Annotated in this window: 24 protein-coding genes and 1 pseudogene; 14 read left to right on the plus strand and 11 right to left on the minus strand. The window is 72.1% G+C overall.

Annotated elements, in window-relative coordinates; genetic code table 11:
• The first annotated feature begins 341 nt into the window (after positions 1 to 341).
• The 3 genes and pseudogenes from ADK55_RS09000 (at position 342) to ADK55_RS09015 (ending at position 3,768) form a co-directional block, all read left to right on the plus strand.
• Complete coding sequence (locus ADK55_RS09000; protein ID WP_053676947.1) at positions 342 to 2,138, plus strand: serine/threonine-protein kinase; 1,797 nt, start codon at positions 342 to 344, stop codon at positions 2,136 to 2,138.
• Positions 2,139 to 2,267: 129 nt separating this feature from the next.
• Positions 2,268 to 3,280, plus strand: a pseudogene (locus tag ADK55_RS40920) (IS630 family transposase); the annotation flags it as partial.
• A 98-nt stretch (positions 3,281 to 3,378) separates the two neighbouring features.
• Positions 3,379 to 3,768 (plus strand): nuclear transport factor 2 family protein, encoded by a 390-nt coding sequence (locus ADK55_RS09015; protein WP_053676948.1) that lies wholly within the window; start codon positions 3,379 to 3,381, stop codon positions 3,766 to 3,768.
• A 138-nt stretch (positions 3,769 to 3,906) separates the two neighbouring features.
• Here the strand turns inward: ADK55_RS09015 and ADK55_RS09020 are convergent, their stop codons facing one another.
• Positions 3,907 to 4,422, minus strand: coding sequence for an HIT family protein (locus tag ADK55_RS09020; protein ID WP_371591403.1), 516 nt, complete (start codon positions 4,420 to 4,422; stop codon positions 3,907 to 3,909).
• Positions 4,423 to 4,664: 242 nt separating this feature from the next.
• Here ADK55_RS09020 and ADK55_RS09025 point away from each other — a divergent pair, with 242 nt between their 5' ends.
• The 7 genes from ADK55_RS09025 (at position 4,665) to ADK55_RS09055 (ending at position 12,495) form a co-directional block, all read left to right on the plus strand.
• Positions 4,665 to 5,666: an alpha/beta hydrolase gene (locus tag ADK55_RS09025; RefSeq protein ID WP_063839485.1), complete on the plus strand. Its 1,002-nt coding sequence runs from the start codon at positions 4,665 to 4,667 to the stop codon at positions 5,664 to 5,666.
• Positions 5,659 to 6,861 carry an acyltransferase family protein gene (locus tag ADK55_RS09030; RefSeq protein WP_053676949.1) on the plus strand — a complete coding sequence of 401 codons (1,203 nt, stop codon included), beginning with the start codon at positions 5,659 to 5,661 and terminating at the stop codon, positions 6,859 to 6,861. The genes ADK55_RS09025 and ADK55_RS09030 overlap by 8 nt, the downstream gene beginning before the upstream one ends.
• A gap of 118 nt (positions 6,862 to 6,979) precedes the next feature.
• The gene (locus ADK55_RS09035; RefSeq protein WP_234349969.1) at positions 6,980 to 8,194 is read left to right on the plus strand and encodes a sensor histidine kinase; all 1,215 of its coding nucleotides are present in this window, start codon (positions 6,980 to 6,982) and stop codon (positions 8,192 to 8,194) included.
• The gene (locus ADK55_RS09040) at positions 8,194 to 8,883 is read left to right on the plus strand and encodes a response regulator (RefSeq protein WP_053676951.1); all 690 of its coding nucleotides are present in this window, start codon (positions 8,194 to 8,196) and stop codon (positions 8,881 to 8,883) included. The genes ADK55_RS09035 and ADK55_RS09040 overlap by 1 nt, the downstream gene beginning before the upstream one ends.
• Before the next feature lie 88 nt (positions 8,884 to 8,971).
• On the plus strand, positions 8,972 to 10,300 hold the full coding sequence (locus ADK55_RS09045; RefSeq protein WP_420713606.1) for a histidine kinase: 1,329 nt from the start codon (positions 8,972 to 8,974) through the stop codon (positions 10,298 to 10,300).
• The gene (locus ADK55_RS09050; protein ID WP_053676953.1) at positions 10,297 to 10,956 is read left to right on the plus strand and encodes a response regulator; all 660 of its coding nucleotides are present in this window, start codon (positions 10,297 to 10,299) and stop codon (positions 10,954 to 10,956) included. The genes ADK55_RS09045 and ADK55_RS09050 overlap by 4 nt, the downstream gene beginning before the upstream one ends.
• 336 nt (positions 10,957 to 11,292) lie before the next feature.
• Entirely contained in the window at positions 11,293 to 12,495 is a 1,203-nt protein-coding gene (locus ADK55_RS09055) for a cytochrome P450 (protein ID WP_053676954.1), read from the plus strand.
• 45 nt (positions 12,496 to 12,540) lie between these two features.
• Here ADK55_RS09055 and ADK55_RS09060 read toward each other — a convergent pair whose 3' ends face one another.
• Both ADK55_RS09060 and ADK55_RS09065 read right to left on the minus strand, forming a co-directional pair.
• A complete protein-coding gene (locus ADK55_RS09060; RefSeq protein WP_420713607.1) occupies positions 12,541 to 14,166 on the minus strand; it encodes an ABC transporter permease in 1,626 nt (541 codons plus the stop codon).
• A 116-nt stretch (positions 14,167 to 14,282) separates the two neighbouring features.
• Entirely contained in the window at positions 14,283 to 15,209 is a 927-nt protein-coding gene (locus ADK55_RS09065; protein ID WP_053676956.1) for an ABC transporter ATP-binding protein, read from the minus strand.
• A gap of 72 nt (positions 15,210 to 15,281) precedes the next feature.
• On the opposite strand from ADK55_RS09065, the gene ADK55_RS09070 reads away from it, so the two are divergent.
• Together ADK55_RS09070 and ADK55_RS09075 are read left to right on the plus strand one after the other, a co-directional pair.
• Entirely contained in the window at positions 15,282 to 15,764 is a 483-nt protein-coding gene (locus ADK55_RS09070; protein WP_053676957.1) for a GbsR/MarR family transcriptional regulator, read from the plus strand.
• A 192-nt stretch (positions 15,765 to 15,956) separates the two neighbouring features.
• The gene (locus ADK55_RS09075) at positions 15,957 to 16,649 is read left to right on the plus strand and encodes an alpha/beta hydrolase (RefSeq protein WP_053676958.1); all 693 of its coding nucleotides are present in this window, start codon (positions 15,957 to 15,959) and stop codon (positions 16,647 to 16,649) included.
• A gap of 157 nt (positions 16,650 to 16,806) precedes the next feature.
• Here ADK55_RS09075 and ADK55_RS09080 read toward each other — a convergent pair whose 3' ends face one another.
• Positions 16,807 to 17,607, minus strand: coding sequence for a diacylglycerol kinase (locus ADK55_RS09080; protein WP_053676959.1), 801 nt, complete (start codon positions 17,605 to 17,607; stop codon positions 16,807 to 16,809).
• A 184-nt stretch (positions 17,608 to 17,791) separates the two neighbouring features.
• Here ADK55_RS09080 and ADK55_RS09085 point away from each other — a divergent pair, with 184 nt between their 5' ends.
• Positions 17,792 to 19,075 (plus strand): adenylosuccinate synthase, encoded by a 1,284-nt coding sequence (locus ADK55_RS09085; protein WP_053676960.1) that lies wholly within the window; start codon positions 17,792 to 17,794, stop codon positions 19,073 to 19,075.
• A 95-nt stretch (positions 19,076 to 19,170) separates the two neighbouring features.
• Here the strand turns inward: ADK55_RS09085 and ADK55_RS09090 are convergent, their stop codons facing one another.
• The 7 genes from ADK55_RS09090 to ADK55_RS09120 all read right to left on the minus strand — a co-directional run bounded on the left by ADK55_RS09090 (position 19,171) and on the right by ADK55_RS09120 (position 25,406).
• Positions 19,171 to 19,614 carry a hypothetical protein gene (locus ADK55_RS09090; protein ID WP_053676961.1) on the minus strand — a complete coding sequence of 148 codons (444 nt, stop codon included), beginning with the start codon at positions 19,612 to 19,614 and terminating at the stop codon, positions 19,171 to 19,173.
• A gap of 229 nt (positions 19,615 to 19,843) precedes the next feature.
• A complete protein-coding gene (locus ADK55_RS09095; RefSeq protein WP_053676962.1) occupies positions 19,844 to 20,959 on the minus strand; it encodes a glycosyl hydrolase family 18 protein in 1,116 nt (371 codons plus the stop codon).
• A 94-nt stretch (positions 20,960 to 21,053) separates the two neighbouring features.
• The gene (locus ADK55_RS09100; RefSeq protein ID WP_053676963.1) at positions 21,054 to 21,620 is read right to left on the minus strand and encodes a DinB family protein; all 567 of its coding nucleotides are present in this window, start codon (positions 21,618 to 21,620) and stop codon (positions 21,054 to 21,056) included.
• Between the two features lie 95 nt (positions 21,621 to 21,715).
• The gene (locus ADK55_RS09105) at positions 21,716 to 22,597 is read right to left on the minus strand and encodes an alpha/beta hydrolase (protein ID WP_053676964.1); all 882 of its coding nucleotides are present in this window, start codon (positions 22,595 to 22,597) and stop codon (positions 21,716 to 21,718) included.
• 196 nt (positions 22,598 to 22,793) lie between these two features.
• Positions 22,794 to 24,026: a kynureninase gene (gene kynU, locus ADK55_RS09110; protein WP_053676965.1), complete on the minus strand. Its 1,233-nt coding sequence runs from the start codon at positions 24,024 to 24,026 to the stop codon at positions 22,794 to 22,796.
• Positions 24,019 to 24,864, minus strand: coding sequence for a tryptophan 2,3-dioxygenase family protein (locus ADK55_RS09115; protein WP_053676966.1), 846 nt, complete (start codon positions 24,862 to 24,864; stop codon positions 24,019 to 24,021). Before ADK55_RS09115 ends, kynU begins: the two co-directional genes overlap by 8 nt.
• Before the next feature lie 128 nt (positions 24,865 to 24,992).
• Entirely contained in the window at positions 24,993 to 25,406 is a 414-nt protein-coding gene (locus ADK55_RS09120) for a DUF3151 domain-containing protein (protein ID WP_053676967.1), read from the minus strand.
• 145 nt (positions 25,407 to 25,551) lie between these two features.
• Between ADK55_RS09120 and ADK55_RS09125 the strand changes: the two genes are divergently transcribed.
• A partial coding sequence (locus ADK55_RS09125) for a transposase (RefSeq protein WP_053676968.1) occupies positions 25,552 to 26,684 on the plus strand: 1,133 nt, incomplete at its 3' end.

Genomic DNA, 26,684 nt, shown 5'->3' on the forward strand with positions numbered 1-26,684 from the left:
GAATCCGGGACCGGGGACGCCGGGATCGGGGACGCCGCGGACGGGGATGTCTCGGTCCGGGATGTCTCGGTCCGGGATGTCTCTGTTGGGGATGTCACGCCGGGGGGCGCCGCGCCGGGGGATGCCGCGCCGAGAGGTGCCGCGCCGGGGGGCGCCGCCGGCCCGTCCTGACCGTGCCCGGCGGTGGGGCCGCGCCCCGCGGCCCCACAAACGGAATCCCGGGACCGGGAACCGCGGAACGCCGCAACCACGGCCCGCCCGGACACCGTCCCTCCCCACGCGGAGCACACCGCGCCACGCTCGGCCCGTCCGGCCACCCCCCGTGGGAGGGACCACCCGGCATGGAACCACTCGACCCCGCCGACCCCCACCGCATCGGCCCCTACCGTCTGCTCTCCCGGCTCGGCGCCGGTGGCACGGGTCAGGTCTACCTCGCCCGTTCCGACCGCGGTCGCACCGTCGCGGTCAAGCTCGTCCATCCCGACCTCGCCCTCCGCGAGGAGTTCCGCGTCAGGTTCCGGCAGGAGGTCGCCGCCGCCCGCCGTGTCGGCGGCGACTGGACCGCTCCCGTCCTCGACGCCGACACGGAGGCCCGGGTGCCCTGGTTCGCCACCGGCCACGTCGCCGGCCCCAGCCTGCGCCGGGCCGTGGCCCGGGACTTCGGGCCGCTGCCGGCTCGTACCGTACGGATCCTCGCGACCGGCCTCGCGTACGCCCTCCGGGACATCCACCGCGCCGGGCTGATCCACCGCGACCTGAACCCCTCCAACGTGCTGCTCACGCTGGACGGCCCCCGCGTCATCGGCTTCGGCATCGGCATCGCCCGGGCGCCGCACGATCCGGATGCCCCGGACGGCCCGGACACCTCCGATCAAGGTCTCACCCGGCCGGGGGTCCTCGTCGGCTCCCCCGGCTTCATGGCTCCCGAACAGGTGCGTGGCGAGCCGGTCACGCCGGCCTGTGACGTGTTCCGCCTGGGCGCGGTCCTGGCGTACGCGGCCACCGGCCGACTGCCCTTCGGGGACACGGAACAGCACGGCGGCGCGGCCGGGTTACTCCTGCGCGTCGCCGAAGCGGAAGCCGACCTGGCCGGCGTGACCGCCGATCTGCTCGACCTCGTACGGGCCTGCCTGCTCAAGGATCCGGCCGCGCGGCCGACGTCCGCGGAGGCGTCGGCCCGGATAGGCGCCGGGGACACCGTGGCCGACGGGCGGGCCCTGGAGCCGTGGCTGCCGACGCCCTTGGTGGCACTGCTCGGCCGGCACGCGGTGGCGCTCCTCGACCGCGAGGACGCCGGCCCGGACCGACCGCCACCCCCGAGGCCCGCACACCCGCCGGCGTACGGGGCGGGCGAGGGGGCGGTCCATACGGCCGGCGAGGGGGCGCGCGACGGGGCAGGCGAGCGGGCGCACGATGGGGCGGCGGACTTCGGGGCGGCGACCGGGCCGGTGCTCCCGCCGACGCTGGGGGCGGTGTACGGAGCGGCGTACGGGCCCGTACCCGGGCAGCCCCCGGCGCCGCCGCCCAGGCCGCACCGCGCGCCCGGGGCCCGACCGCGCCGCGCCTCGACGGCCTTCCTGGCGGCGGTGGCGGCGGTCGTCGCCGTCGCGTCGGGGGCCACGGTTCACACGGTGATGAGCGCGGATCCCGGGGCTGTTTCGCCCGTCGCCCGACCGGTGGCGAGCGGTGCCGGCGCCGCGCCGTCCGCGGCCGCCGCCCCGAGGACCGAGACCCCGAGGACCGGGACCGCGGATACCGGCGCCGGCGCGGGCACCGGGACTGCGGGCACCGGCAGTGCCGCGGCCGGACCCGCGACGGCGGTGCTGCCCGATTCCTACGCCGGCGCCTGGCGGGCGAGGTCCGGGACCGCAACCTGGCACCTCACCCTGACCCCCGGCGCGGTCGGCGACCCCGTCATGAACCTCCGGGTCGAGGACCCGGGCTACTCCTGCACTTGGCGGGCCACCCTCCTCGGCGGTGGCGACGCGGTGGAACTGGCCGCCTCGACCGTCACCTCCGGAGCCCCTGCGACCTGCGCCCCCGGCGGGGTCAGTCGGCTCCGGTTGCTGCCCGACGGAAGCCTTCGGCGTGAGTTGACGGGGTCCGCGATTCCCCCTCTCAGGTATGAGAGGGGGTAGGCGCGGGCGTTTGTGTCGAAGTCAATACTGACTTCAGCTCGTTGGGGTGAATCGTTGCGAAGTCCCTGATGGGTGTGGGTGGGTGGCTGTATCCGTGGTGTGTGAAATATGCGGATGGGGGCGGGGCTGCAGGCGGCCGAGCTGTTCGAGCAGCAGATCAAGCCGTCGGAAGTCGCGCGGCGGCTGCGGGTGAGTGTGAAATCGGCTTATCAGTGGCACCAGGTGTGGCGGGACGGCGGTGTTCAGGCTCTGGCTTCCCGAGGTCCGAGCGGGTCGCGGTGTCGCCTGTCCCCGCGGTGCCTGGAGAAGCTGGCCGCATATCTGGAGCAGGGGCCGGCCGCTCACGGCTGGGTGGAGGACCAGGTGTGGACGGCATCGAGGGTGGCCATGCTGATCGGCCGGAAGTTCCACGTCTCCTACAGCGTCTCCGGTGCGACCCGGTTGATGCACCGGATCGGCTTCACCCCGCAGGTCCCCGCCCGGCGGGTCGCCGAGCGTGACGAGCAGGCCGTGACCGCGTGGAAGGAGGCGACCTGGGCGGAGGTAAAAGGGCGAGGGCGGCCTGCGGGGGCTACGTCTGCTTCGAAGACGAGGCCGGGTTCACCCGCAGGCCGCCGCGGGGACGGACCTGGGGCCGGCGCGGGGTGACTCCGGTCGTCACCATCAGCGGCCGGCGTTCGGGACGGCTTTCGGTGGCCGGGCTGATCGCGATGCGGCCCGGTTCCCGGACGCGGTTGTGCCACCGGCTTCGATCTCACCCTGCGGGCAAGGGCACACGTCGCAGCATGGGCGAGCGGGACTTCACCGCGCTCCTCGACGGCGTCCACCAGCTCGTCAAAGCGCCGATCGTGCTGGTCTGGGACCGCCTGAACACCCACGTCTCCCGCAGAATGCGGGAATTCGTGGCGGAGCGGGAGTGGCTGACCGTGTTCCTGCTGCCCGCCTACTCACCCGACCTCAACCCCGTCGAGTGGGTGTGGGCCCACGTCAAACGCAGCCTCGCCAACCTCGCTGTCATGGCCCTCGACCGGCTCGAAACCCTCGTCCGCAACCGCCTCAAACGCCTTCAATACCGGCCCCACACCCTCGACGGCTTCATAGCCGGCACCGGACTCACCCTCGATGCGCCAACCTCACCCTGAAAAGCCGAAGTCAGTAACCCTCACCCTGAAAAGCCGAAGTCAGTAACCTTGCAGGCAGTGCTTGTTACGCGCGTCAACGTCATCGCAAACTGCCGCACATGGAGCCGTTGAGCGTGGTGGCACGACTGTGGGAGCGGATCGAGGCACGCGACTGGGACGGCGTCGCCGAGTTGATCGCCGAGGACGCGGTCATCGAGTGGCCGGTCAGCGGCGAGCGCATCGTGGGTCGGGCCAACTTCATCGCCGTCCTGAGCGACGACGCCGACACCGACGAGGCCTCCGTGGAGGTCCTGCGCATCCTCGCCGACGGGGACCTCGTCGTCAGCGAGGTGGAGATACCCCAGGACCATGTCGTCTACCGGGCCGTGTCCCTGTGGACCGTCCGGGACGGTGAGGTCGTGGGCGCCAGGGAGTACTGGACCAGCCCCGGACAGGATCCCGCACCACGTTGGCGGGCGGGCTACGTGGAACCCCTGGTGGCGGACTGAACCGCGAGGTCGTGACCGCCCCGCGTCCCCGGCCGGCTCCCCCGACCGTGTCCGCCCTGCGCCCCCGACCGCGCCGCCCGCCCGCCTCGCTGCTGTCCCCTCGCCCGTCTCGCCGCCCGTCTCCTCCCGGCTTACCGGTCAGGCCTGTTCGGACGCCCCGGGCTGCTGCCCGGTCCGACCGAGCAGGCCGTCCAACTCCTCGCCGATCGCGGCCCGCAGCGCGTCGTGGCGGGGCGCCAGGGCGTGGCGGTCGCCGCGCCAGAACTCCTCGTCCTCGTAGAGCCACACAGGCAGTCGGACGATGTCTGCGGCTTCCCAGTCGTAGCGGGGCCAGATGTGGGCGTGGAGGTACGGGTCGGTGTTGCCCAGGATCTCGATGTTGACGCGGCGGAAGGCCGGATCGAGGCGCGCGCAGGCGCGTTCGACGGCCTCGGCGAGCCGCTCCAGGTCGGTGAGGTAGGCGATCCGGCGTGCCGGGGGCAGGTCCGAGAGCCGGGTCACGGCCGGGTCGTCGGTCAGCAGAACCGCGTATCCGGGCAGGAACTGCCGGTCCCCGACGACCGCGAAGCCGGAGTCGAGGCGGCGGAGCACGGTGGGGTTCTCACCCCGGTGCGCGCTGCCGATGCGGTCCTTGCGCCAGTCGTCGTTGATCATCCCCGGACCCTAACGAACGAGCCCGGTGGGCGGTTTGTCGGGAGTGTGTGTCATCGGATCGGAGGGCGGGCGGGGTCTGATCCGTGGTCTGATCCGTGGCTCGGAGGTAGCCCCCGTCATACCTGAGAGCCACTCACCAAAGGGGCTCCGCAGCGTGACGCCGACCACGGGGCCCGATTCCTAACTTCGGAACCAGAAGAACGCACCCCTCTCTGGACCTCCGGACCGAAGGAACCCACGCCATGAGCATCGGCAGCAGTACGAGCCGCACCCTGCTGGCCGGCCTGATCGTCGCGGCCGTGGTGTTCCCGCTGTCGGCGGCCGCCACGCCCGCCGTGCCCGCCCCGAATCCGGTGGCCTTCTCCGACGGCACCGCGGCCGGGATCCGCTACACCGCCAACCAGGGCAATCTCGCGGAGGCGGCCCGGATGGCACAGGACGCGGGCCGCGGCGGCCGGGCGGCGAAGCTCCGGGCCATGGCGGCGCCTTCGGGCGGGGCCCGGTTCCTGAGCTTCGACGGGCGGGGGAAGGGGCGCGTCGTCGAGGTGTTCGGCGATGTGGAGACCGCGGACCGGGTGGCCGTGCTGGTACCCGGTTCCGACACCACCCTGGACACCTATCAGAGGTTCCGTGCCGGGGCCGTCGCCCTTCAGCAGCGCCTCCAGGCCGAGCATCCTCGCTCCGCCGTGGTCGCCTGGCTCGGGTACGACACCCCCGGCACGGTCAGCACCACGGTCCTGACCACCGGTCGCGCCGACGAGGGCGCCACCGAACTGGGCCGCTTTCTGAATGAGTTGCGGGGCTTCACCCGGCCCGCCGCCCGGATATCGCTCCTGTGCCACTCCTACGGCTCCGTGGTCTGCGCCCGCACCACGACCGGCCCCGAGGTCACCGACACCGTTCTGTACGGCAGCCCGGGGACGGGGGCGGGGTCGGTCTCCGATCTGCCGACCACCGCGCGCGTCTGGGTCGGGCGCGGCAGCGACGACTGGGTGGCCCATGTGCCCCATGTGCGGCTCGGCTCCATGGGATTCGGCACCGACCCGGTGGATCCCGCCTTCGGCGCCCTGGCCTTCGAGGCGGGTGACGCCGGGCACAGCGACTACCTGCGGCCCGGTACCGAGTCCCTCGACGGCCTGGCCCGCATCGTCGTGGGCTCCGCGGACACCACCCCTGTCGTCACCGCTGCCGCCGCTTCCGATGTCCTCGTGCGGCCGAACTCCTCGGAGGTCTCCCATGCGTAAGCGTCCCGACCGCTGGTCCGATCTCGCGGACCGCCTCCACGCCGCCACCCCGGCCTCCCGGGATCGCTCCATTGACGCCCTGCGCGCCCTCGCCATCCTCGGTGTGGTGCTGGGCCACTGGCTGGTCACCGCTATGACCACGGCCAACGACGGTCTGAGCACGACAAGCCCGCTGGCCCACATGAGCGTGCTGGCCCCGGTCTCCTGGGTGTTCCAGACCCTGGCCGTCTTCTTCCTGGTCGGCGGTCATGTCGCGGCCCAGGGGTACGCGTCGGCGCGGTCGCGCGGAGTCTCGTACGGGGCGTGGATCGGTCAGCGGCTGCGCCGGTTGTTCCGGCCGGTGGCGGCGGTCGTCACCCTGTGGGCGATCACGGCGGGTGGGATGCTGCTCGGTGGAGTGGACTTCGACACCGTCAGGTCGCTGGTGAAGCTGGTCCTGTCGCCGCTCTGGTTCCTGCTGGTGTTCGCCGCGCTCACCGCCGCGACCCCGCTCGTCGCCCGACTGGGCCCGTTGTGGCCGGCGGCGGTGGTGGCGGGTGTGGATGTCTGGCGGTTCGGCTTCGCGGGTCCCGAGTGGATCGGCTGGGTCAATGTCGCCGCCGGCTGGCTCGTCCCGTACACGCTGGGGGCCGCCTGGTCCCGGGGGGCCTTTGCCCGACGGACCCCGGCCCTCCTCCTGCTGGTGGGCGGCGCGCTCGCCACCACCGCACTGATCCTCTGGGGCGGGTACCCGGCGTCCATGGTGGGCGTCCCCGGCGCCGAGATCTCGAACCTCAACCCTCCGACCATCGCGGCCGTCGCCTTCGGTGTGGCCCAGTGCGGGTTGGCCCTCCTGGTCCGCGACCGGCTCGCCCGAGCCATGCGGCGACCCCGGGCCTGGGCGAAGGTGGCGCTGGTGAACCTGTCCGCGATGACCGTCTTCCTCTGGCACCAGACCGCGATGATGGCCGTCACCGCTCTCGGCCTCCTGATCGCCGTCGATGTGCCGGGTCTGCACACCGTTCCCGACTCCCCCGTCTGGATAGCGGCTCGTCTGCTGTGGCTGCCGGTGTTCGCGGCCGCCCTGATGGTGTGCTGGGCCGCGTTCCGGACGTACGAACAGGGAAAGCCCGCTCGTGGTGGTCGCGTCGTCCACGTCGGCTCCGCCTCCCGGGATCGGCAGCCGGCATCCGAGAGGGAGACCGCCCATGCCTAGGGTGGACGACGTGGAAGAGCAGAGAGAACACCCGGACCCGCCCTCGGTGCGAACCCGCGCTTTCTTGACGGGACTTGCGCGGGACCTCCTGACTCTGCGGCGGGACCCGCTGCCCCGGATGTCACGCCCCCGTTGGCTGGCCCGGCTGCCGCACGCGGTGTTGGTCTACGCCGCGGTGTTCTTCGGCTTCCTCCACGGCAGTCAGCTCTTCAACCACTACGGTCTGGCGGGCAGTACCCCGGTGGCGCTGTCGGTCATGAGCGGCGCGGCCATCGCCATCGCGATGTCCCGGCCCATCGCCGCCTGGTGGCTCGGCCTGATCGCCGCGGGCATGTCCGCCTGGGAGATCCACGATCACGTGGGGCAGGGCCAGATGTGGCCCTGGATGCCCGGTGGCCTCTTCACCTTCGCCCCGGTGATCCTCCTGGTCGCCTTGCGCGTACCGGCCCGTGTGACCATCGCGGCCATCGCGATCCCGATCGTCTGCACCGGACTGGCCGAGGCCCTCTGCCGGCCGGACGGCAGCCAGACCAGCACCCTCGCGGCCCTGGTCGTCTTCGCTTTCACCGGTCTCCTCGGGTACGCGCTGCGCGCCTCGCGGCTGGCCCGCGGCAAGCTCGTGGAGCAGGAGACCCTGACCGAGGCGGAGCGGGCGCAGCGGACGCTGCTGGAGGAGCGCAGCCGCATCGCCCGGGAACTGCACGACGTCGTCGCCCACCACATGTCGGTGATCTCCATCCAGGCTCAGGTGGCCCCGCACCTCGTCGAGAACCCGTCCGAGGAGCTCAAGGAGAACCTCGCCGGTATCCGGGAGAACGCCCTGGAGGCCCTGACGGAGCTGCGCCGGGTGTTGGGCGTGCTGCGTTCGGAGAGTCCCGACGATTCGGCGGACTCCCATCACCCTCAACCGACGTTGGCCGAGTTGGGCAGCCTCGTGGACAACGTCCGGGGGGCCGGTCTGGAGGTCACGACCGCGGTCGCGGGCATCCGTCGGACGCTGACCCCGGGAGTCGAGCTCACCGCGTACCGGATCGTGCAGGAGGCGTTGAGCAACTGCCTTCGCCACGCGCCGGGTTCACGGGTCGAGGTCGGCATAGCGTACGGACCACGCGAACTTCACCTGTGTGTCGCCAACAGCGCGCCGACCAGGCCCGTCCCGCCGTCCCCGGGGGCCGGGCACGGGCTGCTCGGCATGCGGGAGCGGGCGGGCATGCTGGGCGGGGAACTGGCCGCCGGGCCGAGTCCCGACGGCGGGTACGAGGTGAGCGCCGTCCTCCCCATGGATCCGCCCGGAAGCCTCGCTGCCGGGTCGCACGAGACGAAGAAGGCCTGATGACCGTCCTGAACAACCCGGTCGGACCGATCAAGGTGATGATCGCCGACGACCAGATGATGGTCCGCCAAGGCTTCACGGTGCTCCTCAACGCCCAGCCCGACATAGAGGTCGTGGGGCAGGCGGTGGACGGGGCGGAGGCGGTGGCGAAGGTCTCCGAGCTGGGCCCGGACGTGGTGCTCATGGACATCCGGATGCCCGGCATGGGTGGCATCGAGGCCACCTCGATCATCACCGGTGATCCGGCCGCCACGGTGAAGGTGCTGGTGCTGACCACCTTCGACCTCGACGAGTACGTGTACGAGGCGCTGCGCGCCGGGGCCTCCGGATTCCTCCTCAAGGACGCGTCCGCCGATCAGCTCGCGGAGGCCGTGCGGGTCGTGGCGGCAGGCGAGGCCCTGCTGTCGCCGAACATCACGAAGCGGCTGATCACGGAGTTCTCGCGGATGGGCGCACCGCGGGGCCCCTCGCGGGCGCGGATCGACGAGCTGACGGAGCGGGAGACGGAGGTCCTGTCGTTGATCGCGCAGGGCCTGTCCAACGCGGAGATCGCGGGGCACCTGGTGCTGGCCGAGCAGACGGTGAAGACGCACGTGAGCCGGATCCTGGTGAAGCTGGGCCTGCGGGACCGGACCCAGGCGGCGGTGTTCGCGTACGAGACGGGCCTGATCCGCCCGACGGGCTACTGACATGTCGGCGTAGTACTTGAGGGGGACCTTGGGATATCCCCTTCAGCGGCGACGCGGGCGGGGGGTGCACGGACCTACGGTTCTGTATGTGACCGAGACGACCACCCGGGGAACAACCCGGACACCGGAATTCAGGATGGTTTCGGGTCTGCTCCAGACCCTGCGCCATGACCTCATCACCGATGCCTTCGCGTTCCGGCCGTTGCCGGCGAAGACGACCGAGGGGTGGTTCGTCCGCCGGCTTCCGGCGTCGATACGCCAGTACAACGGGTGGATCCGCCACGTACGGGTGGGTGCGCTGGCCCTCTTCATCGTGTTCTTCACGTCCGTGACCCAGCACACCTATCTCGGTTCGGCGGGCCGGCTGACCAGTGGTGTCCTTGCGGCGGTGCCGGTGCTGATGACGCTGGTCCGCCCGATTGCGGCGTGGTGGGCGGCGGTAGCGATGACCCTGGTGCTCGCCGTGGTGGGCGGGTCCTCGATGACGTGGCCCTGGACCCCGGGCAGTTTCCTGGCGTACATCGCGGTCATGGTCCTGGTGACCTTCCGGCGGGGGCCGCGGGTTGCGGCCTGGATGTGGGCGCTCACGGTGGCCCTCAGCATGGCGGTCGAGGTGCTGTTCGCGGGCCGGTACGGCATGAACTCGATGAACATGATCGTCGCCTCGGCTTTCGCCCTGCTCGTCGCGAGCAGCATCCAGATACGCCGGCACGCCAAGGCGGAGGTCTCGGCGCAGCAGGAGGTCACGGCGGTGGAGCGGGACCGGCGGACGCTGCTGGAGGAGCGGACGACGATCGCGCGGGAGCTTCATGACGTGGTCGCGCACCACATGTCGGTGGTGGCGATCCAGGCGGAGGCGGCCCCGTACCGGGTGAAGAATCCGCCGCCGGAGCTGGAGGCGGCTTTCGTCACCATCCGGGAGAACGCCGTGGCGGCGCTGACGGAGCTGCGCCGGGTGCTGGGGGTGGTGCGGTCCGCGGACTACGAGGCACCCGATGCCCCGCAGCCGACACTGGCCATGCTCGACGGGCTCCTGGCCAATGTGCGGGACGCGGGGCTCACCGTGGAGAAGACGGTCACCGGTGCGGTGCGGGAGTTGCCACAGGGTGTGGAGTTGTCGGCGTACCGGATCATCCAGGAGGCCCTGAGCAACACCCTGCGGCACGCTCCGGGGGCGGTGGCCGGGGTCGAGGTGTCGTATGTGTTGGGCGGGCTGGGGATACGGGTCGTCAATGGCCCGGGGACCACGGATGTGCCCCCGTCGCCGGGGGCCGGGCACGGCATCACCGGTATGCGGGAGCGGGTGGCGATGTTGGAGGGGGAGATGACGGCACAGGAGACGACGGCGGGTGGGTTCGAGGTGGCGGTGTTCATACCGGTGCGCAGCCGTCCCGAGTCGGAAGCGGCGTCGGCATGACGATCAGGGTCTTGATCGTCGACGACCAGATGATGGTCAGGGAGGGTTTCTCCGTCCTGCTGAACGCGATGGAGGGCATCGAGGTGGTCGGGGAGGCCGTGGACGGCCGCCAGGCCATCGCCCAGGTGGCGGCTCTGCGGCCGGACGTGGTGCTGATGGACATCCGGATGCCGGAGATGAACGGGTTGGAGGCGACCCGGCGGATCGTGGCCGCCGACACGGACGCGAAGGTGCTGGTTCTGACGACCTTCGACCTCGACGAGTACGTGTACCAGGCCCTGCGGGCTGGGGCGTCCGGATTCCTGCTGAAGGACGCCTCGGCTCGTCAACTGGCCGAGGGAGTAAGGGTGGTGGCGGCCGGCGAGGCGTTGCTGGCACCTTCGGTGACCAAGCGGCTGATCGTGGAGTTCTCGAAACTCGCGGAGTCCCCCCGCCTCTCGGATCCGGCGGGGGTCGCGCAGCTGACGGAGCGGGAGACGGAGGTCCTGATACTGATCGCGCAGGGACTGACGAATGCCGAGATCGCGGACCGGCTGGTCGTCGCGGAGTCCACGATCAAGACCCATGTGAGCCGGATCCTGGTGAAGTTGGGCCTGCGGGACCGGACGCAGGCGGCGGTGTTCGCGTACGAGACACGACTGGTCACGCCGGCGTAGGTCCGCTCGTCGGCCGACGGGGGTGTCGCGGCCGGTCGCAGGTAGCGGGGCCTCTTCGGGGAGCGGTCTCGGGGGCCCAGGAGGCGATCTCGGGGGGCGATCTCGGGGGGCCGTTTCGGGGGCCCAGGGGCCGGTCTCGGGGCGCCGTTTCGGTGGCCGCTTCGGGCGCCGTCTCGGGGGCGGCGTCGGGCGCCGCCTCGGTGGCCGTTTCGGTGGCCGTTTCGGTGGTCGGTCGGGCGTCGTTTCGGAGGGCGCTTCGGGGGCCGTTTCGGGGGATTTCCCGGAAGTGATCCAAAACTCCCGTCGGGAGGGGCGGCCCGCCCCTAGGGTGCGGGAATGGGCTTTGATCCGTGGGATGCCGCCTTCGTCGCCGATCCGTACCCCGCCTACCGGGAGCTGCGGGAGCAGGGGCGCGCGGTGTGGTCGGAAGCGACCGGACAGTGGCTGGTGTCGCATTACGCCGATGTGAGCGCGCTACTGCGGGACAGGCGGTTGGGGCGGACGTATCTGCACCGTTTCTCGCACGAGGAGTTCGGGCGGCAGGCGCCGCCGCCGGAGCACGAGCCGTTCCACATCCTGAACGGCAACGGGCTGTTGGACCTGGAGGATCCCGCGCACGCGCGGGTGCGCCGACTGGTGGCGAAGGCGTTCACCCCGCGCACCGTGGAGCGGCTCGCGCCGGCGGTGGAACGACTGGCCGGCGAGTTGGCGGGCGGCCTGCTGGCCGACGGGGGCGGGGACTTGCTGACGTCGGTCGCCGAGCCGCTGCCGGTCGCGGTGATCGCGGAGCTGTTGGGGATCCCGGAAGCGGACAGGAAGCTGCTGCGGCCCTGGTCGTCGGACATCTGCGGAATGTTCGAGTTGCGGCCTGACGAGGCGACGGCCCGACGGGCCGTCACGGCGAGTGTGGAGTTCGGGGATTACCTGCGGGCGCTGATCGGTGAGCGGCGCAAGCGGCCCGGTCAGGATTTGATCTCCGGGCTGATCGCCGCTCACGATGAGGGCGGCCGACTCAGCGAGCAGGAGATGGTCTCCACCTGCGTACTTCTGCTGAACGCGGGACACGAGGCGACCGTCAACACGACCGTCAACGGGTGGTGGGCGCTGTTCCGTCATCCCGACCGGCTCACGGACCTTCGGGCGCATCCCGAAAAGTTGTCCACAGCTGTGGATGAACTCATGCGATTCGATACACCCCTACAAATGTTCGAACGCTGGGTGCTCGACGAGATCCGGGTCGGGGACACCGTCATCCCGCGCGGAGCCGAGGTGGCGCTGCTCTTCGGGTCGGCGAATCGGGACCCCGCGCGCTTCGAGGACCCCGACACCCTGGACCTCGCACGGACCGACAATCCCCACCTGACCTTCGGGGCGGGGATCCACTACTGCCTGGGGGCGCCGCTGGCCCGGCTGGAGCTGTCGGCCTCGTTCGGAGCGCTGTTGGCGGAGACGATGCCGCCACTGCGGCTCGTCCGCGAGCCGCAGTGGCGGGAGGGGTATGTCATCAGGGGGCTAAGGGAGTTGGTTGTGGAGTTCTGACCCGATCTCCCCGCGCCGCGTCGTTCCTCCACCTCCGTGGGGCCCTCACGTCGTCATGTCCCGGCGGCGCAGTGCGGTCAGGCCGACGGCCGCCAGGGCCGCCGCCAGGGCGGCGAGGGTGAGGAGCGGCGCCCAGGCGATCGGCTCCGGGCCGGGGAGTTTCGGCAGGTGGGCGAAGGGCGAGAGGTTCATGACGGCCTGCGGGAGGTTCAGCGCCGGCCCGACCCAGCCCAGCGCCAGCGCCGTTCCGGCCACCGCCCAGGCGGCGACCGCGTACCGGGGGACGGCGCCGTGCAGCAGGACGGCGAGCGAGCCGATCACCCAGACGGCCGGCAACTGTGCCACGCAGGCGCCCACCGCCCCGACGATGTCCGAGCCGTGCCCGATGCCCAGACCCAGCCCGCCGAGCAGCAGGATCAGGGTCGAGCCGCCGAAGGCGACGGCGAGGTGGCCGGCGGCCCAGCGCAGCCTGCCGACGGCGTTCGCCAGCAGCGGTTCGGCCCGTTGCCCCGACTCCTCACCGGTCAGCCGCAGCACCGCCGAGACGATGTGGAGGGCGGCGACCATGCCGAGCATCCCGGCCATCGTCGCGAGGAACGCGTCGGTGAGGGCGCCCGTACCGCCCATCCGCTCGATGATCTCGCGGGTCTTGGCGTTGTCCCCGACGAGTTCGACCGCACCGTCCGCCATCCCCCCGAAGACCAGGCCCACCACCAGGAACCCGAGGCTCCATCCGGCCAGGGCGCCGCGTTGGAGCCGCCAGGCCAGCGCCCCGGCGCTGCCGATCCCGCCTTCCGCCGGACCCGGCCGGGCCGGCAGGAAGCTCATGCCGAGGTCCCGGCGGTCGGCGAGCGCGTACGCCACCGCGATCTGCGCGCCCGTGGCAGCGACGAACAGGGCGAGCACCCACCAGCGTTCGACGGCGAAGGCCCGTACCAGTTCCAGCCAGCCCAGCGGTGATGCCCAGGTCAGGGCCGACGAGCCGTCGGCGGTTCCCGCGTCGCCGGCCGCGCGCAGCACGAAGGCGGCGCCGATCAGGGCGCCCGTGAGTCCCTTCGCGAGCCGCGCGCTCTCGGTGAGTTGGGCGGCGACGGCGGCCGACGCCGCGAAGAGCATCCCCGTCGCGCCGAGTGCGAGTCCGAGGGCGAGGGCACCGCCCGTCCCGCGCCCGGCGAGGCCGACGGTGACGAGCAGGACGACGAGTCCGTTGGCCACGAGGGCGGCGAGCAGGGCCGCCGTGAGCGGGGCCCGGCGCCCGACCATGGCGGCGGACAGAAGTTCCTGACGCCCCGTCTCCTCTTCCTCACGGGTGTGGCGCACCACGACGACCAGGCTCATGACCCCGGCGAGCAGTCCGGCGAAGACCCCGCCCTTCCAGGCGGTCAGGGCGCCGACCGAGTCGCCGAAGACGGGCCCGTACAGGGCGCGGAGCGAGGCGTTGCCGTTCATGGTGACGAGCAGGTCGGCCCGTTCGGCGGCCGTCGCGTACACCGAGTCGAGCGAGGCGGGCATGCTCAGCACCATCAGCGCGACGACCGTGATCCAGACGGGCATCAGCACCCGGTCGCGGCGCAGGGCGAGGCGCAGGAGGCCGCCCGTCCCGGTGAATCGGCCCTTCGGCACGACACGCCCGCCCCTCACGCGTCCGCCCCTCACGCGACCACCCGTCATGCGACCGCCCCTCACACGCCCGCCCGTCACGCGGCCACCGGTCACCCGGCCATCCGCCCCACGGCCCGTCGCCCGATCCGCCCCTCGGCCCGTCGCCTGTCCCGTCGTCTGGTTCGTCATGACCGTGCGCCCGCCTTGACGTCGTCGCCGTAGCGCTTGACGTCGTCGCTGTAGTGGCGGAGGAACAGTTCTTCGAGCGTCGGGGGTGTCGCGGTCAGCGACCTCACCCCGGACGCGGTGAGGGAGCGCAGTACGGCGTCCAAGGTGTCCGTGTCCGCCTGCAATCGGATGGCGAGGCCCCGGACCTCCACGTCGTGCACGCCCGGCAGGTCCGCGATGCCGTTCGGCGGTGCGGCCAGTTCGGCGCTGATGGACGTACGCGTGAGGTGCCGGAGTTCGGCCAGGGTGCCGGTCTCGACCGTCCGGCCTTTGCGGATGATGCTGACCCGGTCACAGAGGGCCTCGACCTCGCTGAGGAGGTGTGAGCTCAGCAGGATGGTGCGCCCGGCGGCGCGAGCCTCGGTGACACAGCTCTGGAAGACCTCCTCCATGACGGGGTCGAGGCCGGATGTGGGCTCGTCGAGGATGAACAGTTCGGCGTCGGACGCGAAGGCGGCGACGAGGGCGACCTTCTGCCGGTTGCCCTTGGAGTACGTACGACCCTTCTTGGTCGGGTCGAGTTCGAAGCGGTCGATCAGTTCGGCGCGGCGGGCGTGGTCGAGGCCGCCCCGGAGCCGGCCGTGGAGGTCGATGACCTCGCCGCCGGAGAGGTTGCGCCACAGGGTGACGTCGCCGGGGACGTAGGCGACGCGGCGGTGGAGCGCGACGGCGTCGGCCCACGGGTCGCCGCCGAGCAGCGTCGCGGTGCCGGAGTCGGCCCGCAGCATGCCCAGCAGGACCCGGATGGTGGTGGACTTGCCGGCGCCGTTGGGGCCGAGGAAGCCGTGTACCTCGCCGGCGGTGACGTCGAGGTCGAGTCCGTCCAGTGCGTGGGTGCGGCCGAACGCCTTGTGGAGTCCGGCGACGCTGATTGCCTTCGTCATGCTTCCGAACGTACGCTACTTTCACAAAATTGTGAAGATAGCGAATCGCGTAAAGTCGGAAGGGTGGCGGACATGAGCGTGCAACGGGACGAGGAAGCGGTATCCCGCTTCGTGGAGCGGTTCGCCGCGCAACTGACCGAGGCGGGTATGCAGCGCATGGCGTCCCGCGTCTTCGCGCAGTTGCTGGCGAGCGACGGCGGGGCGATGACCTCGGCGGAACTCGGAGAGGCCCTCCAGATCAGCCCGGCGGCGGTATCCGGCGCGGTCTCGTACCTGACCCAGGTCAACATGGTCAGCCGGGAGCGCGAACCGGGCTCCCGGCGCGACCGGTACGTCCTGCACAACGAGCTCTGGTACGAGACCTTCACCCGTCGGGACCAGGCGTTGACCCTGTTCGAGAAGACCCTCCGGGAGGGCGCGGTTGGCCTGGGCGCGGGCTCCCCGGCGGGGGCTCGGGTCGCCGAGACGGCGGCGTTCTTCGAGTTCCTCCAGCACGAAATGCACGGACTGATGGACCGCTGGCGCGACCACCGGGCGACGCTCGACCTGCCGTAGCGCCCCGAGGTCGCCGTTCGCGCGGGCGCCCGCAGTGACACGGTGTGATCGATGGCGGACGCTGCGGTGGCGGGGCGCCCGGGGGCTGCCTAGCGTGGGCGCCACCCGCACCCGCCGGCGCCTCGTGGGTCGGCAGCGGATCCCGGGGATTCACAGCGAGCCCCGGGCGTCGCCGAGAACCGAGAGGAACCCATGGCTGACAAGCCCGCCATCGTCCTGGTCCACGGCTTCTGGGGCGGCGCCGCCCACTGGGCCAAGGTCATCACCGAACTCGACCGCCGCGGCTTCGACTCCGTGTACGCCGTGGAGAATCCCCTGACCGCGCTCGCCGACGACGCGGAGCGCACCCGCAGGATGATCCGGCAGATCTCCGGGCCGGTGGTGCTGGTGGGCCACTCGTACGGAGGCGCGGTGATCACCGAGGCCGGCGACCTGCCGAACGTGGCTGGCTTGGTCTACGTCGCCGCGTTCGCCCCGGACTCCGGGGAGAGCCCCGGATCGCTCAGCCAGGAGAACCCGCCCGAGGCGTTCGCGAACATCGCCCCGGACTCGGACGGCTACCTGTGGATCAAGCGGGACAAGTTCCGCGAGAGCTTCGCGCAGGACCTGTCGCCGGAGGAGGCCCTGGTCATGGCGGTCACCCAGAAGGCACCGATCGCGTCGACCTTCGGGGACGTCGTCTCGTCGCCCGCCTGGCGGGTGAAGCCGTCCTGGTACCAGGTGTCCACGGCCGACCGCATGATCCACCCGGACAACGAGCGCCGGATGGCCGCCCGCCTGAACGCCCGCAAGACCATCGAGCTGGACGCGAGCCACGCCTCGTTGGCCTCGCAGCCGGGCCCCGTGTCGGACCTGATCGAAACGGCGGCCCAGGAGGTCGGCTGACCCGCCCCCTCCGCGAGGGCGCCCCTCCGCGGAGGAGGCCCCGGGTGCCCGCGCCCCTCCCCGCACCCGGGCAGGAACAGCGCACCCGGGAAGGAGCGGCCCGCCCGGAGCGAAGCGCCCCGCCCGGAGCGAAGCGGCTCACCCGGAGCGAAGCGGCTCACCTGGGGAGGGTCAGCGCCCACGCTCCCGGACGGAGCGTCCACGTCCGTCGGCGTACGGGGCCGGTGACGCCCGCGTGGTCGGCCCGGTAGCGGAAGTCCGCGCCGGAGACCGTGACCGCCGTGGCCCGTTGTGTCCGGGTCGGGCTGCCGGTCAGCCGCACCACGACCTCCGCGGGTCCGCCCGGCTCCCGCGTGATCACCGAGACCTCCTCCACGGGGTGGTCCACGTCGGCCAGGACCACGCCGTCCACCTCCACGCGCAGCCGGTGCACCTGCCCGGGCGGGGTCTGCGAGGGCGGCAGCAGGAGGCGCAGCAGTGACCGGTACTTCCGTACGGCAGGCGCCGAGGCGCGCGGCGGCGTGATCCGCAGGCCTCCGAGCACCACCCCGTCGCTGTCGTCCACGAGCAGGTCCCGCGTGCGCACGATGCCGTCGAGGGCCGCGCGCGCGGCCATCACCGCCGACAGCGGGACGCCCAGGGAGCGGGCGAGTCCGAGGGAGCCGACCGGTCCGACCGGAATCAGTGACAGGGGCTCGCCGCCGAGGTCACGCGAACGGTGCAGCAGGGTCACCGCGCGTACCAGTGCCCGGTCGTCGCCGACGATCACGGGGCGTCGATGACCTCGGCGGGCCAGCGCCCGCGCGAACTCCTCCGGAGAGTCGGGGAGAGAAACTTTCGCGTGCGCCGCGGCACACAACACATCTTTCGCGATCCGCACAGACTCGCCGTCGAGACGGCGGGCGACCGGGTCGACGAGCACCAGCAGGCCGCCTACCGGCGCGCCCGCATGGCTCATGGTGGGCTCTGGAGCCGACACCTCGGTCCTTCCTCGGGTAGCATCTTTGTGCAAGAGGCCCTTGCGCTATTGCGCCAGGGCCTTCGTCTATTCCGGGGTACCGGTCCGACGGCTCAGCCTGCGGTGTACATCGTCGTACGCCCCCTGACCTTGGACATGCCCCATCCGGAAGAGGTGTACGCCTGTGCCCGCTCTTGTGCTGCTCGGAGCTCAGTGGGGTGACGAGGGCAAGGGAAAGGCCACCGACCTGCTCGGTGGATCCGTTGACTATGTAGTGCGCTATCAGGGTGGCAACAACGCCGGCCACACGGTCGTCGTCGGCGACCAGAAGTATGCACTGCACCTTCTCCCTTCCGGAATCCTCTCCCCCGGATGCACCCCGGTCATCGGCAACGGTGTCGTGGTCGACCCCGCCGTACTCCTCTCCGAGCTGCGTGGGCTCAACGAGCGCGGCATCGACACCTCCAAGCTGCTCCTGAGCGGCAACGCCCACCTGATCACGCCGTACAACGTGACCCTCGACAAGGTCGGCGAGCGTTTCCTGGGCAAGCGGAAGATCGGTACGACCGGCCGCGGCATCGGACCGACCTACGCGGACAAGATCAACCGCATCGGCATCCGGGTCCAGGACCTGTACGACGAGTCCATCCTGACGCAGAAGGTCGAAGCGGCGCTGGAGGGCAAGAACCAGCTCCTCGCGAAGCTGTACAACCGCCGCGCGATCGACCCGGCGCAGATCGTCGAGGAGATGCTCCAGTACGCGGAGCAGATCAAGCCGTACGTCGCCGACACCACGCTCATCATCAACAAGGCGCTCGACGAGGAGAAGGTCGTCCTCTTCGAGGGCGGCCAGGGCACGCTCCTCGACGTCGACCACGGCACGTATCCCTTCGTCACCTCCTCGAACCCGACGGCCGGTGGCGCCTGCACCGGTGCGGGTGTCGGCCCGACGAAGATCAGCCGTGTGATCGGCATCCTCAAGGCGTACACGACGCGTGTCGGCGCCGGCCCGTTCCCGACGGAGCTGTTCGACGAGGACGGCGAGGCCCTGCGCCGCATCGGTGGCGAGCGCGGTGTGACCACCGGCCGTGACCGCCGCTGTGGTTGGTTCGACGCCCCGATCGCCCGCTACGCGACCCGCGTGAACGGCCTGACGGACTTCTTCCTCACCAAGCTGGACGTGCTCACCGGCTGGGAGCAGATCCCGGTCTGCGTCGCGTACGAGATCGACGGCAAGCGCGTCGAGGAGCTGCCTTACTCGCAGACGGACTTCCACCACGCGAAGCCGATCTACGAGAACCTCCCCGGCTGGTCCGAGGACATCACCAAGGCCCAGACGTTCTCCGACCTTCCGAAGAACGCCCAGGCGTACGTGAAGGCCCTGGAGGAGATGTCGGGCGCCCCGATCTCGGCGATCGGCGTCGGCCCCGGCCGCACCGAGACGATCCAGATCAACTCGTTCCTGTAGGAACACGCGCGTCGGCAGGTCCGACCGGAGGGCGGGACGCGTGACGCGTCCCGCCCTCCGGCGTACCGGCGGTCGCGGGCGTACGTACGGAGTCCTCACGGCAGGTCGTCGCGGCCCGACCGGGACGGGGCCGGCTGCACGTCGGCGTCCCGTGCCATCGGCGGCCCGGAGGGCTTCGGAGGCGGCGCGGGACGTGGCGTGGCGGTCCACGGGCCCCGCTCCGGAGCGGGTTCGACGGCCGGCGGAAGAGGCGGGGGCGGGGGTGCGCTGTCGAAGACCTGTTCCGCGACCGTGAAACGGCAGTGGAAGTTCTCCCAGGAACCGTCCAGCATCATCAGGTAGCCGTCCGGTTCCCGGTAGATCACCTTCCGCCGCACCATGCGCGGATGCGTGGGCTCGAAGGCCTCCACCTTCTTGCGCAGTTCCTCCAGCGCCTCTTCCCGCGTCCCCTCGACGTGCCCCAACACGCCCATGGACCACACCCGGGTCTCCCTGCCGAAGCCGCGGTTCTGCTCGACCAACAGTCCCCACCTGGCCATCCGTTCCGCCTTCCGTCCGGCCCCCGTGTCATCGGAGCCGGCAGCCATCAACCCGGGCCCCCCTGACATCACGTCGCTCGCGCGCGATTCGTTCAAGACCGGGCGGAGCCGTGCGGTGCCGGGTGGGTCGCGGCGGGCATCCGGTGGCGGGTCATCGGCGGCACGACCAGTGCCGCCGCACGGTGGGCGACGCCGTCGGCCGTCTCGATCGTCGTGACCCCAGCCTCCCTCAACCGGTCGTCCGCACGGGCGATGGTGATGCGGGCCGGTCGGCCAGGGCGTCCCACAGCCGCGGCTCCTCGAAGCCGAGCGCCCACAGGCCGACGCCCCGCACCCCGTGGCGGGCCAGGACGGCCAGGTGGCGGGCCGCGCCCTTCGCGTCCTGGTACCAGACCTGGTGCTCCTCGCCCTCGTCGTCCGTGTACGTGAAGTGCGGGGTGCCGGAGACCGGGTCGAGCGCGTAGTCGGCGCCGACGTCGCGCCGCAGGGCCTCGGCCTCCAGGGACGTGACGTGGCGGGCGCGGGCCGTGGAGCCCACCATCCAGTTCCATCCGTAGGCGGGCAACGCCACTTCCAGCTTGTCGCGGGGCACCTGCGCCGTGGCGTGGGTCAGGAACTCCTCGTACCAGGCAGTCGAGGACAGCGGGCCCGGCGCCTCCAGGGCGTTGTGGAGGTTGTAGCCCATGATGCGCAGCCGGTCGGCGACGGCGCCGAGGTGTGCGTAGTCGAAGGCCAGGCCGGTGTCCCGGGTGCGGGGCATGACGGTGACCACGCAGCTCTTGGCCAGGGCGTGCAGGCGGGCGCAGAGTTCGGTGGTCAGCGCGTTGTAGCCGGTACGGACCCGTTCGCGCAGGGCGGGGTCGGTCGTCTCGGTCATCACCTCGTAGTCCAGGTCGAGGCCGTCGTACGAGCGGCCGGTGGCGACGGCCACGAGGTCGTCCACGTGCGCGGTCCGGCGGGCGGGGTCGTTCATCAGGTCCGCCATGGCGGGGGCGCGCAGGCTCTCGGTGACCGTCGGGACCACCTTGAGTCCCTTGGCGTGCAGGCCGTCGATGACGCGGCGGTCGCCGGCTCCGGTCTCGCCCTTGACCACGGCCCCGGACGTGGTGGAGGTGGTGGCGGACGTCGCGTACCAGAACGGGCTGACCGTGTGGAGTTGGTCGGCGTGGGCCAGGGCGTCCCGGTAGCCGACCTCGATGTTCCACCAGGGGAGCCAGGCGGAGACGGTGCGTTCGGATTCGAGGTGGGGCAGCGGCGCGGGCGCCGCGGCCGTCAGGGTGAGGGTGACGGCCGCGAGGGCGGCGGTCAGCGCGGCGGGGAGCGCGCCGGGGAGGGCGATCTTCATGCCCCGACCCTGGCGCGCGGCGGGCCCGGACCGGGCGACGGCACGTCGGGCAGAGGAGTGGTGACGGCCGACCGCTGCGGGCGGTCGGCCCGCGTCACTGGCCCACGCGTCCGTCGACGCACTCGCGCAGCAGGTCGGCGTGCCCGCAGTGCCGGGCGTACTCCTCGATCCGGTGCACCATCAACTCCCGCACCACGATCCGCTCCCTGCCCACACGTGCGCCCAGGTCCGGATGCCCGGCCAGAGCGGCGTCGGTCGCGGCCTGCTCCCGCTCCAGGTCGGCGAACGCCGCGTCGACCACGGCCCGGTCCGCGACGGCTCCGTCGAAGTCCGCGTCCTTACGGCCGTAGAGCTTCGGCACCGGGTCGCCGTCGGTGATCCAGCCGCGCCAGTCCCGTTCCACTTCCACGAGGTGGCGGACCAGACCGAGCAGCGACATCGTCGACGGCGGGACCGAGCGCCGGGCCAGCTGCTCCGGGTCCAGGCCCTCGCACTTCATCCGCAGGGTGGTGCGGTAGTTGGTCAGGAAGTCCAGCAGTGTCGCGAGTTCGCCGTCCGGGCTGTCCTCGTTGTCGCGCGGGTCGTCGTCCGGGTCCGCCCACATGTCGGGGTGCACGGTCGCCTGGGTCCATCGTTCGGGCTGATCGCTCATGCCTCGCATGGTGGTCCGTGGCGGTCCGGGTCCGCCACCGGGTTCTCGTGCCGAGGTGAACGGAGAGGCGGCGCCCCCGCCGTGGCTCGCCGTGTGCCGCGCCGCTACCAGGCCAGTTGCGCGATCTCCTCGGAGACGACCGCGCAGGCGTCGGCCGCCGGGTCGATGAGGGGGAAGTGGCCGACGCCGTCGAGCAGGGTCAGGCCGACGAGTTCCCCCGCCTGGGCGGCGGCGGCCACGTAGGCCTCGGCGACGGCCTCCGGCACCACGATGTCGTCGCGACCCTGGACCAGTGCGGTGGCGATCCCGGTCGGGAGCAGGGCGGCCGGGTCGGCGTGCGGGCGTCGCGCGTCCCAGAACTCGCTCGTGCCACCCAATAGTTGGGCGGACGCTCCGCCGCAGACGCCGAGTTCCTCCGCGACCGTGAAGTCCGCGATGGGGGCCAGTGCCACCACGCCGCGCAGGTGTGGCGCGGACGGCAGCCTCCACGGGCTCCCGGCCGGCAGGACGTGGCGGGCGGCGGCCCACAGGGCGAGGTGGCCGCCGGCGGAGTGCCCGGTCACGACGACCCTGCGGACGTCCGCCTGCGGGAGCGCCGTGCCCGCCAGCCCGGGCAGTGCGTCCATGGCCGCCGCGACGTCGTCGAAGGTATCGGGCCACCGCCCGGCGACGGGTCCTTCGGAGCCCTGGTGTGGCAGTGAACTCCCGCGCCGGTACTCGACGTTGGCGACGGCGAAGCCCTGGCGGGCGAGGAAGTCGGCGAGGGGGGTGATGTGTTGGCGGTCGTACGGGGCGCGCCAGGCACCGCCGTGCAGCAGGACGACGAGGGGGGCCGAGCCGGCCGCCGTGTCCGCGCGGGGGGCGTAGAAGTCGACGACCTGGTCGGGGTGTTCTCCGTAGGCGGCGGTGGCGTCGGGTGCGACCGGGGGGTGGGAGAAGGCCGAGTCGGCCTCGGCGGCGTCCCGTTCGACTGCGGGGTCCGTCATCGGCTCAACCTCTCGGTAACGCGTGTGACAGCGGGGACAGATGTTCCGGTGTTACGGCAGAGCGGGACCGTATCAGGCTGGAACGCGCCGTTCCGTGGCGGGGCGAGAACAGAAGGGCGCGGGCGGAGCCTCGGCTCCGCCCGCGCCTGTGACGCCCCCTGAGAGGTGACGTTTCGCCGCCACCTCCCCCGACGCGTCACCCGAAAATGTGACCCAGTGTCCGGGCCGCGCGCTCGGCGTCGGCGAAACCGACATAGAGCGGGGTGAAGCCGAAGCGCAGGACGTCGGGGGCCCGGAAGTCCCCGACCACACCGCGGGCGATCAGTTCGGTCATGACCTCGCGGGCGTTCCCGGTGCGCAGGGAGACCTGGCTGCCGCGCCGGGCGTGCTCGGTCGGGGTGACGGATTCGACCTTGCCCTCGGGGACGTACGCGGCGACGCATTCGAGGAAGAAGTCCGTCAGGGCGAGGGACTTGGCGCGGACGGCTTCGACCGGCACCCCGTCCCAGGCGTCGAGGGCCGCTTCCAGCGCCAGCATGGACAGGATGTCCGGGGTCCCGACCCGGGCGCGGGACGCGCCGGGCGCCGGGGTGTAGTGCGGGGTCATCGCGAATGGGTCCGCGTGCCCGTTCCAGCCGGGCAGCGGGGAGTCGAAGGACTCCTGGTGACGCTCGGCGATGTACAGGTAGGCCGGGGCGCCGGGCCCACCGTTGAGGTACTTGTACGTACAGCCGACGGCGAGGTCGACGGCGTGCGCGTCGAGGTCCACCGGCAGCGCGCCGGCGGAGTGGCACAGGTCCCAGACGGTGATCGCCCCGGCGGCGTGGGCCGCCGCGGTGAGGGCGGGCAGGTCGTGGAGCCGGCCGGTGCGGTAGTCGACGTGGTTGAGCAGGACGACGGCGGTGGCCGGGCCCATCGCGGCGGCGGCCTCCCCCGGCTCGACCGGGACGACCGTGAGACCCGTCATCCGGGCGGCCGAGGCGGCGATGTAGCCGTCGGTGGGGAAGGTCGCGGCGTCGACGAGCAGCTCGGTGCGGCCGGGCGCCGCCAGGCGGGCGGCTCCGACCAGGGCCTTGAAGAGGTTCACGCTGGTGGAGTCGCCGACGGTGACCTGGCCGGGGGCCGCGCCGACGAGCGGGGCGATCTTGTCGCCGATCCGCTCGGGGGCGGTCCACCAGCCGGACTCGTCCCAGGACCGGATGAGCAGCTCGCCCCACTGGCGGCGGACCACGTCCGCGGTGGTGTCCGCCACGGTGGCCGGGAGGGCGCCGAGGCTGTTCCCGTCGAGGTAGACGACCCCGTCGGGGAGCGTGAAGCGCTCGCGGAGCTTGGCGAGCTCGTCGGCGGCGTCGAGCGCGGCGGCACGTTCCCGCAGGTCGACGGGCAGGTCGGCGGGCGACTCGGCGGTCGCGGGCATCGACTCAGACATGGCTGCGCGCCGTCCACAGCTCGGGGAACACGTTCTTCTGGGCGCGCTTCTCCAGCCAGGTCACACCGGCGGAGCCGCCCGTGCCGGTCTTCGCGCCCATCGCGCGGCGGGTCGCCACCAGGTGGTCGTTGCGCCACCGCCAGACGAGTTCCGCGACGTCGGTCAGGACCTCGCCGAGCCGGTGCAGGTCGTGGTGGGCGTCCGGGTCGGCGTACAGGGCCGTCCAGACGGCCTCGACCTCGGGGGACGGCTCGTAGCGCTTCGACAGGTCGCGGGTGAGGACCGAGTCGGGGATGGCGAAACCGCGGCGGGCGAGGAGGCGCAGCACCTCGTCGTACAGGCCGGGCTCGTGGAGGGCCTTCTCCAGTTCGCCGTGGACGCGCGGCGCGCCCCGGTGCGGGACCAGCATCGACGCGGCCTTGTCGCCGAGCAGGAACTCCATGCGGCGGTACATCGCGGACTGGAAACCGGAGCCCTCGCCGAGGGCCGCGCGGTAGGCGTTGAACTGTCCGGGGGTGAGCTGCGCCAGCGGGCGCCAGGAGGAGTTCAGGGCCTCCAGCTCGCGGAGGGATCGTTTCAGCGCGTCCATCGCGACGGGGATCCGGTCCTCGCGGAGCGCCTTCGCGGCCGTCTCCCACTCGTGGACGATGACCGTGAACCACAGCTCCATGACCTGGGTCGTCACCAGGAAGACCATCTCGCCGGGGTCGTCCGAGCGGAGGTGCTGGAGGTGGGTGAGGACGTCCGCCTGGACGTAGTCCTCGTAGGGGGTGGTGCCGGCGAAGTCGAGGTTCGGGGTGTCCGAACCGGCTCCGGAGGCATCAAGGGCTTGCGACATTTCTGTCTCCTCGACACGTGCTTCCGGGTAGCGGTCCGCTCCTTCCGTTTGGGTGAGTGGAGCCCCGGTCCCCTGCTCGCATCATAAGCAGGAGATCCGGAACCCCTCTAGGGCAGTCCGCCCGGCTGTTACGCGAGCGTGTCCGCCGCCGTCGGCGAGGAGTCGCGCAGGAAGGTCGAGCAGCGCTCCCACTCGGCCTTCTCGTCGATCGCGCCGGCCGCGCGGGCCAGGGCGTTCAGGGCGCGCAGGAAGCCCCGGTTCGGCTCGTGCTCCCACGGCACCGGGCCGTGGCCCTTCCAGCCGGCGCGGCGCAGCGCGTCGAGGCCGCGGTGGTAGCCCGTCCGGGCGTACGCGTACGACTCGATGGTGTTGCCGGCGGCGAAGGCGTCGTCGGCCAGGGTCGCCCAGGCCAGCGAGGACGTCGGGTGGGCGGCGGCCACCTCGGCGGCGGGCGTGCCGGCGGCGAGGGCCTCGCGGGGCGCGGGCTCGTCGGGCAGGTGGGTGGGGGCGGGGCCCCCGAGCAGGTTCTGGTGAATCGACATGCGCCCAGTCTGGGGCATCGGCCCCGGCCGCGGGGGTGGTGGTGGGATGCCCACCATGCCGGGGCGAAGGGGTGTGCCCGGCACACCTCCCCGCGAAGGGGGTCCCGGGCGGACGGTAGGGGGGCATCGACGAAGGGGGAGTGTCGTGGACATCGGCACCGGCACGGGCTCCGGCGGCGCTCGGCGCGGTCGGCTGGACGAGGCCGTCGAGGAGCTGTGCGGCGCGGTGTTCCCGTCGCTGCGGCGGCGGGACCAGCGGGAGCGGGGGCGTCAGTACGTACGGGGACTGATCACGGTCGAGGGCCGCAAGTCGATCCGCAACATGGCGCACCAGACCGGGGGCGGCGGGCCCGCCGAGGAACAGGCCCTGCACCACTTCATCGCCGGCTCCACCTGGGAGTGGCAGCCGATCCGCGCCGCGCTGACGCGGTACCTGACCCGGGCCGCACCGCTGAACGCGTGGGTGGTGCAGCCGATGGCGATCCCGCGGGGCGGGGAGCACTCGGTGGGCGTGGGCAACCGTTTCGACCCGTACCAGGGCCAGATGTTCCAGGGGCAGCAGGCCTTCGGGACCTGGTTCACCTCGGGGGGCGTGGCCACGCCGGTGGGATGGCGGATGCACCGGGAGGGCGACCCCGACGAGTCGTACGAGAGCTGCGCGCTCGCGGGGGTGGCGGAGATCGCGCGGAGTGCGGACGGGGGCGTACGGCCGGTGGTGCTCGACGTGCCCGACATCGCGACCCGCGCCACGGTGAGCCGGTTCGCGCAGGCCCGGGTGCCGCTGGTGGCACGGGTCGGCGCCGGGGCACGGATGGTCCCGGTGGACGCACGGCGGTCGGGCTCCGGGGCGGTGCCGATGACCGCGCGGGACGTCCTGCAGAGCGTGCGGGGGCTGCGCGCGCCGCTGGAGTGGGTGGACCCGGACCGGCCGGGGGCGCGACAGAGTTCCCTGGTCGCGGGGGTACGGGTGCTGTTCGCCGGGCGGGAGATGCTGCTGTTCGGGGAGTGGACGGACGCACGGCGGCAGCCGGTGCAGGCGTGGGTGACGGACCTGACGCGGGCCGCGCCGGCGGCGCTGTTGCGGATGACGAAGGAGACGGGGCGGGTCTCCCGGGCCGCCGGTACCTCCCTGGGGCGGGTGGGGTTGCGGGACTTCACCGGGCGCTCCCCGGCGGGCTGGCACCGGCACGTGACCCTGGCCTCGGTCGCCCACGCGGCCCTGTGGCAGTCGGGCGCCCTGACCCCACCCCCCACGACACCGCCGGCCACCCCCACCAC

This window comes from Streptomyces sp. WM4235 (assembly GCF_001279725.1).
Lineage (GTDB): Bacteria > Actinomycetota > Actinomycetes > Streptomycetales > Streptomycetaceae > Streptomyces.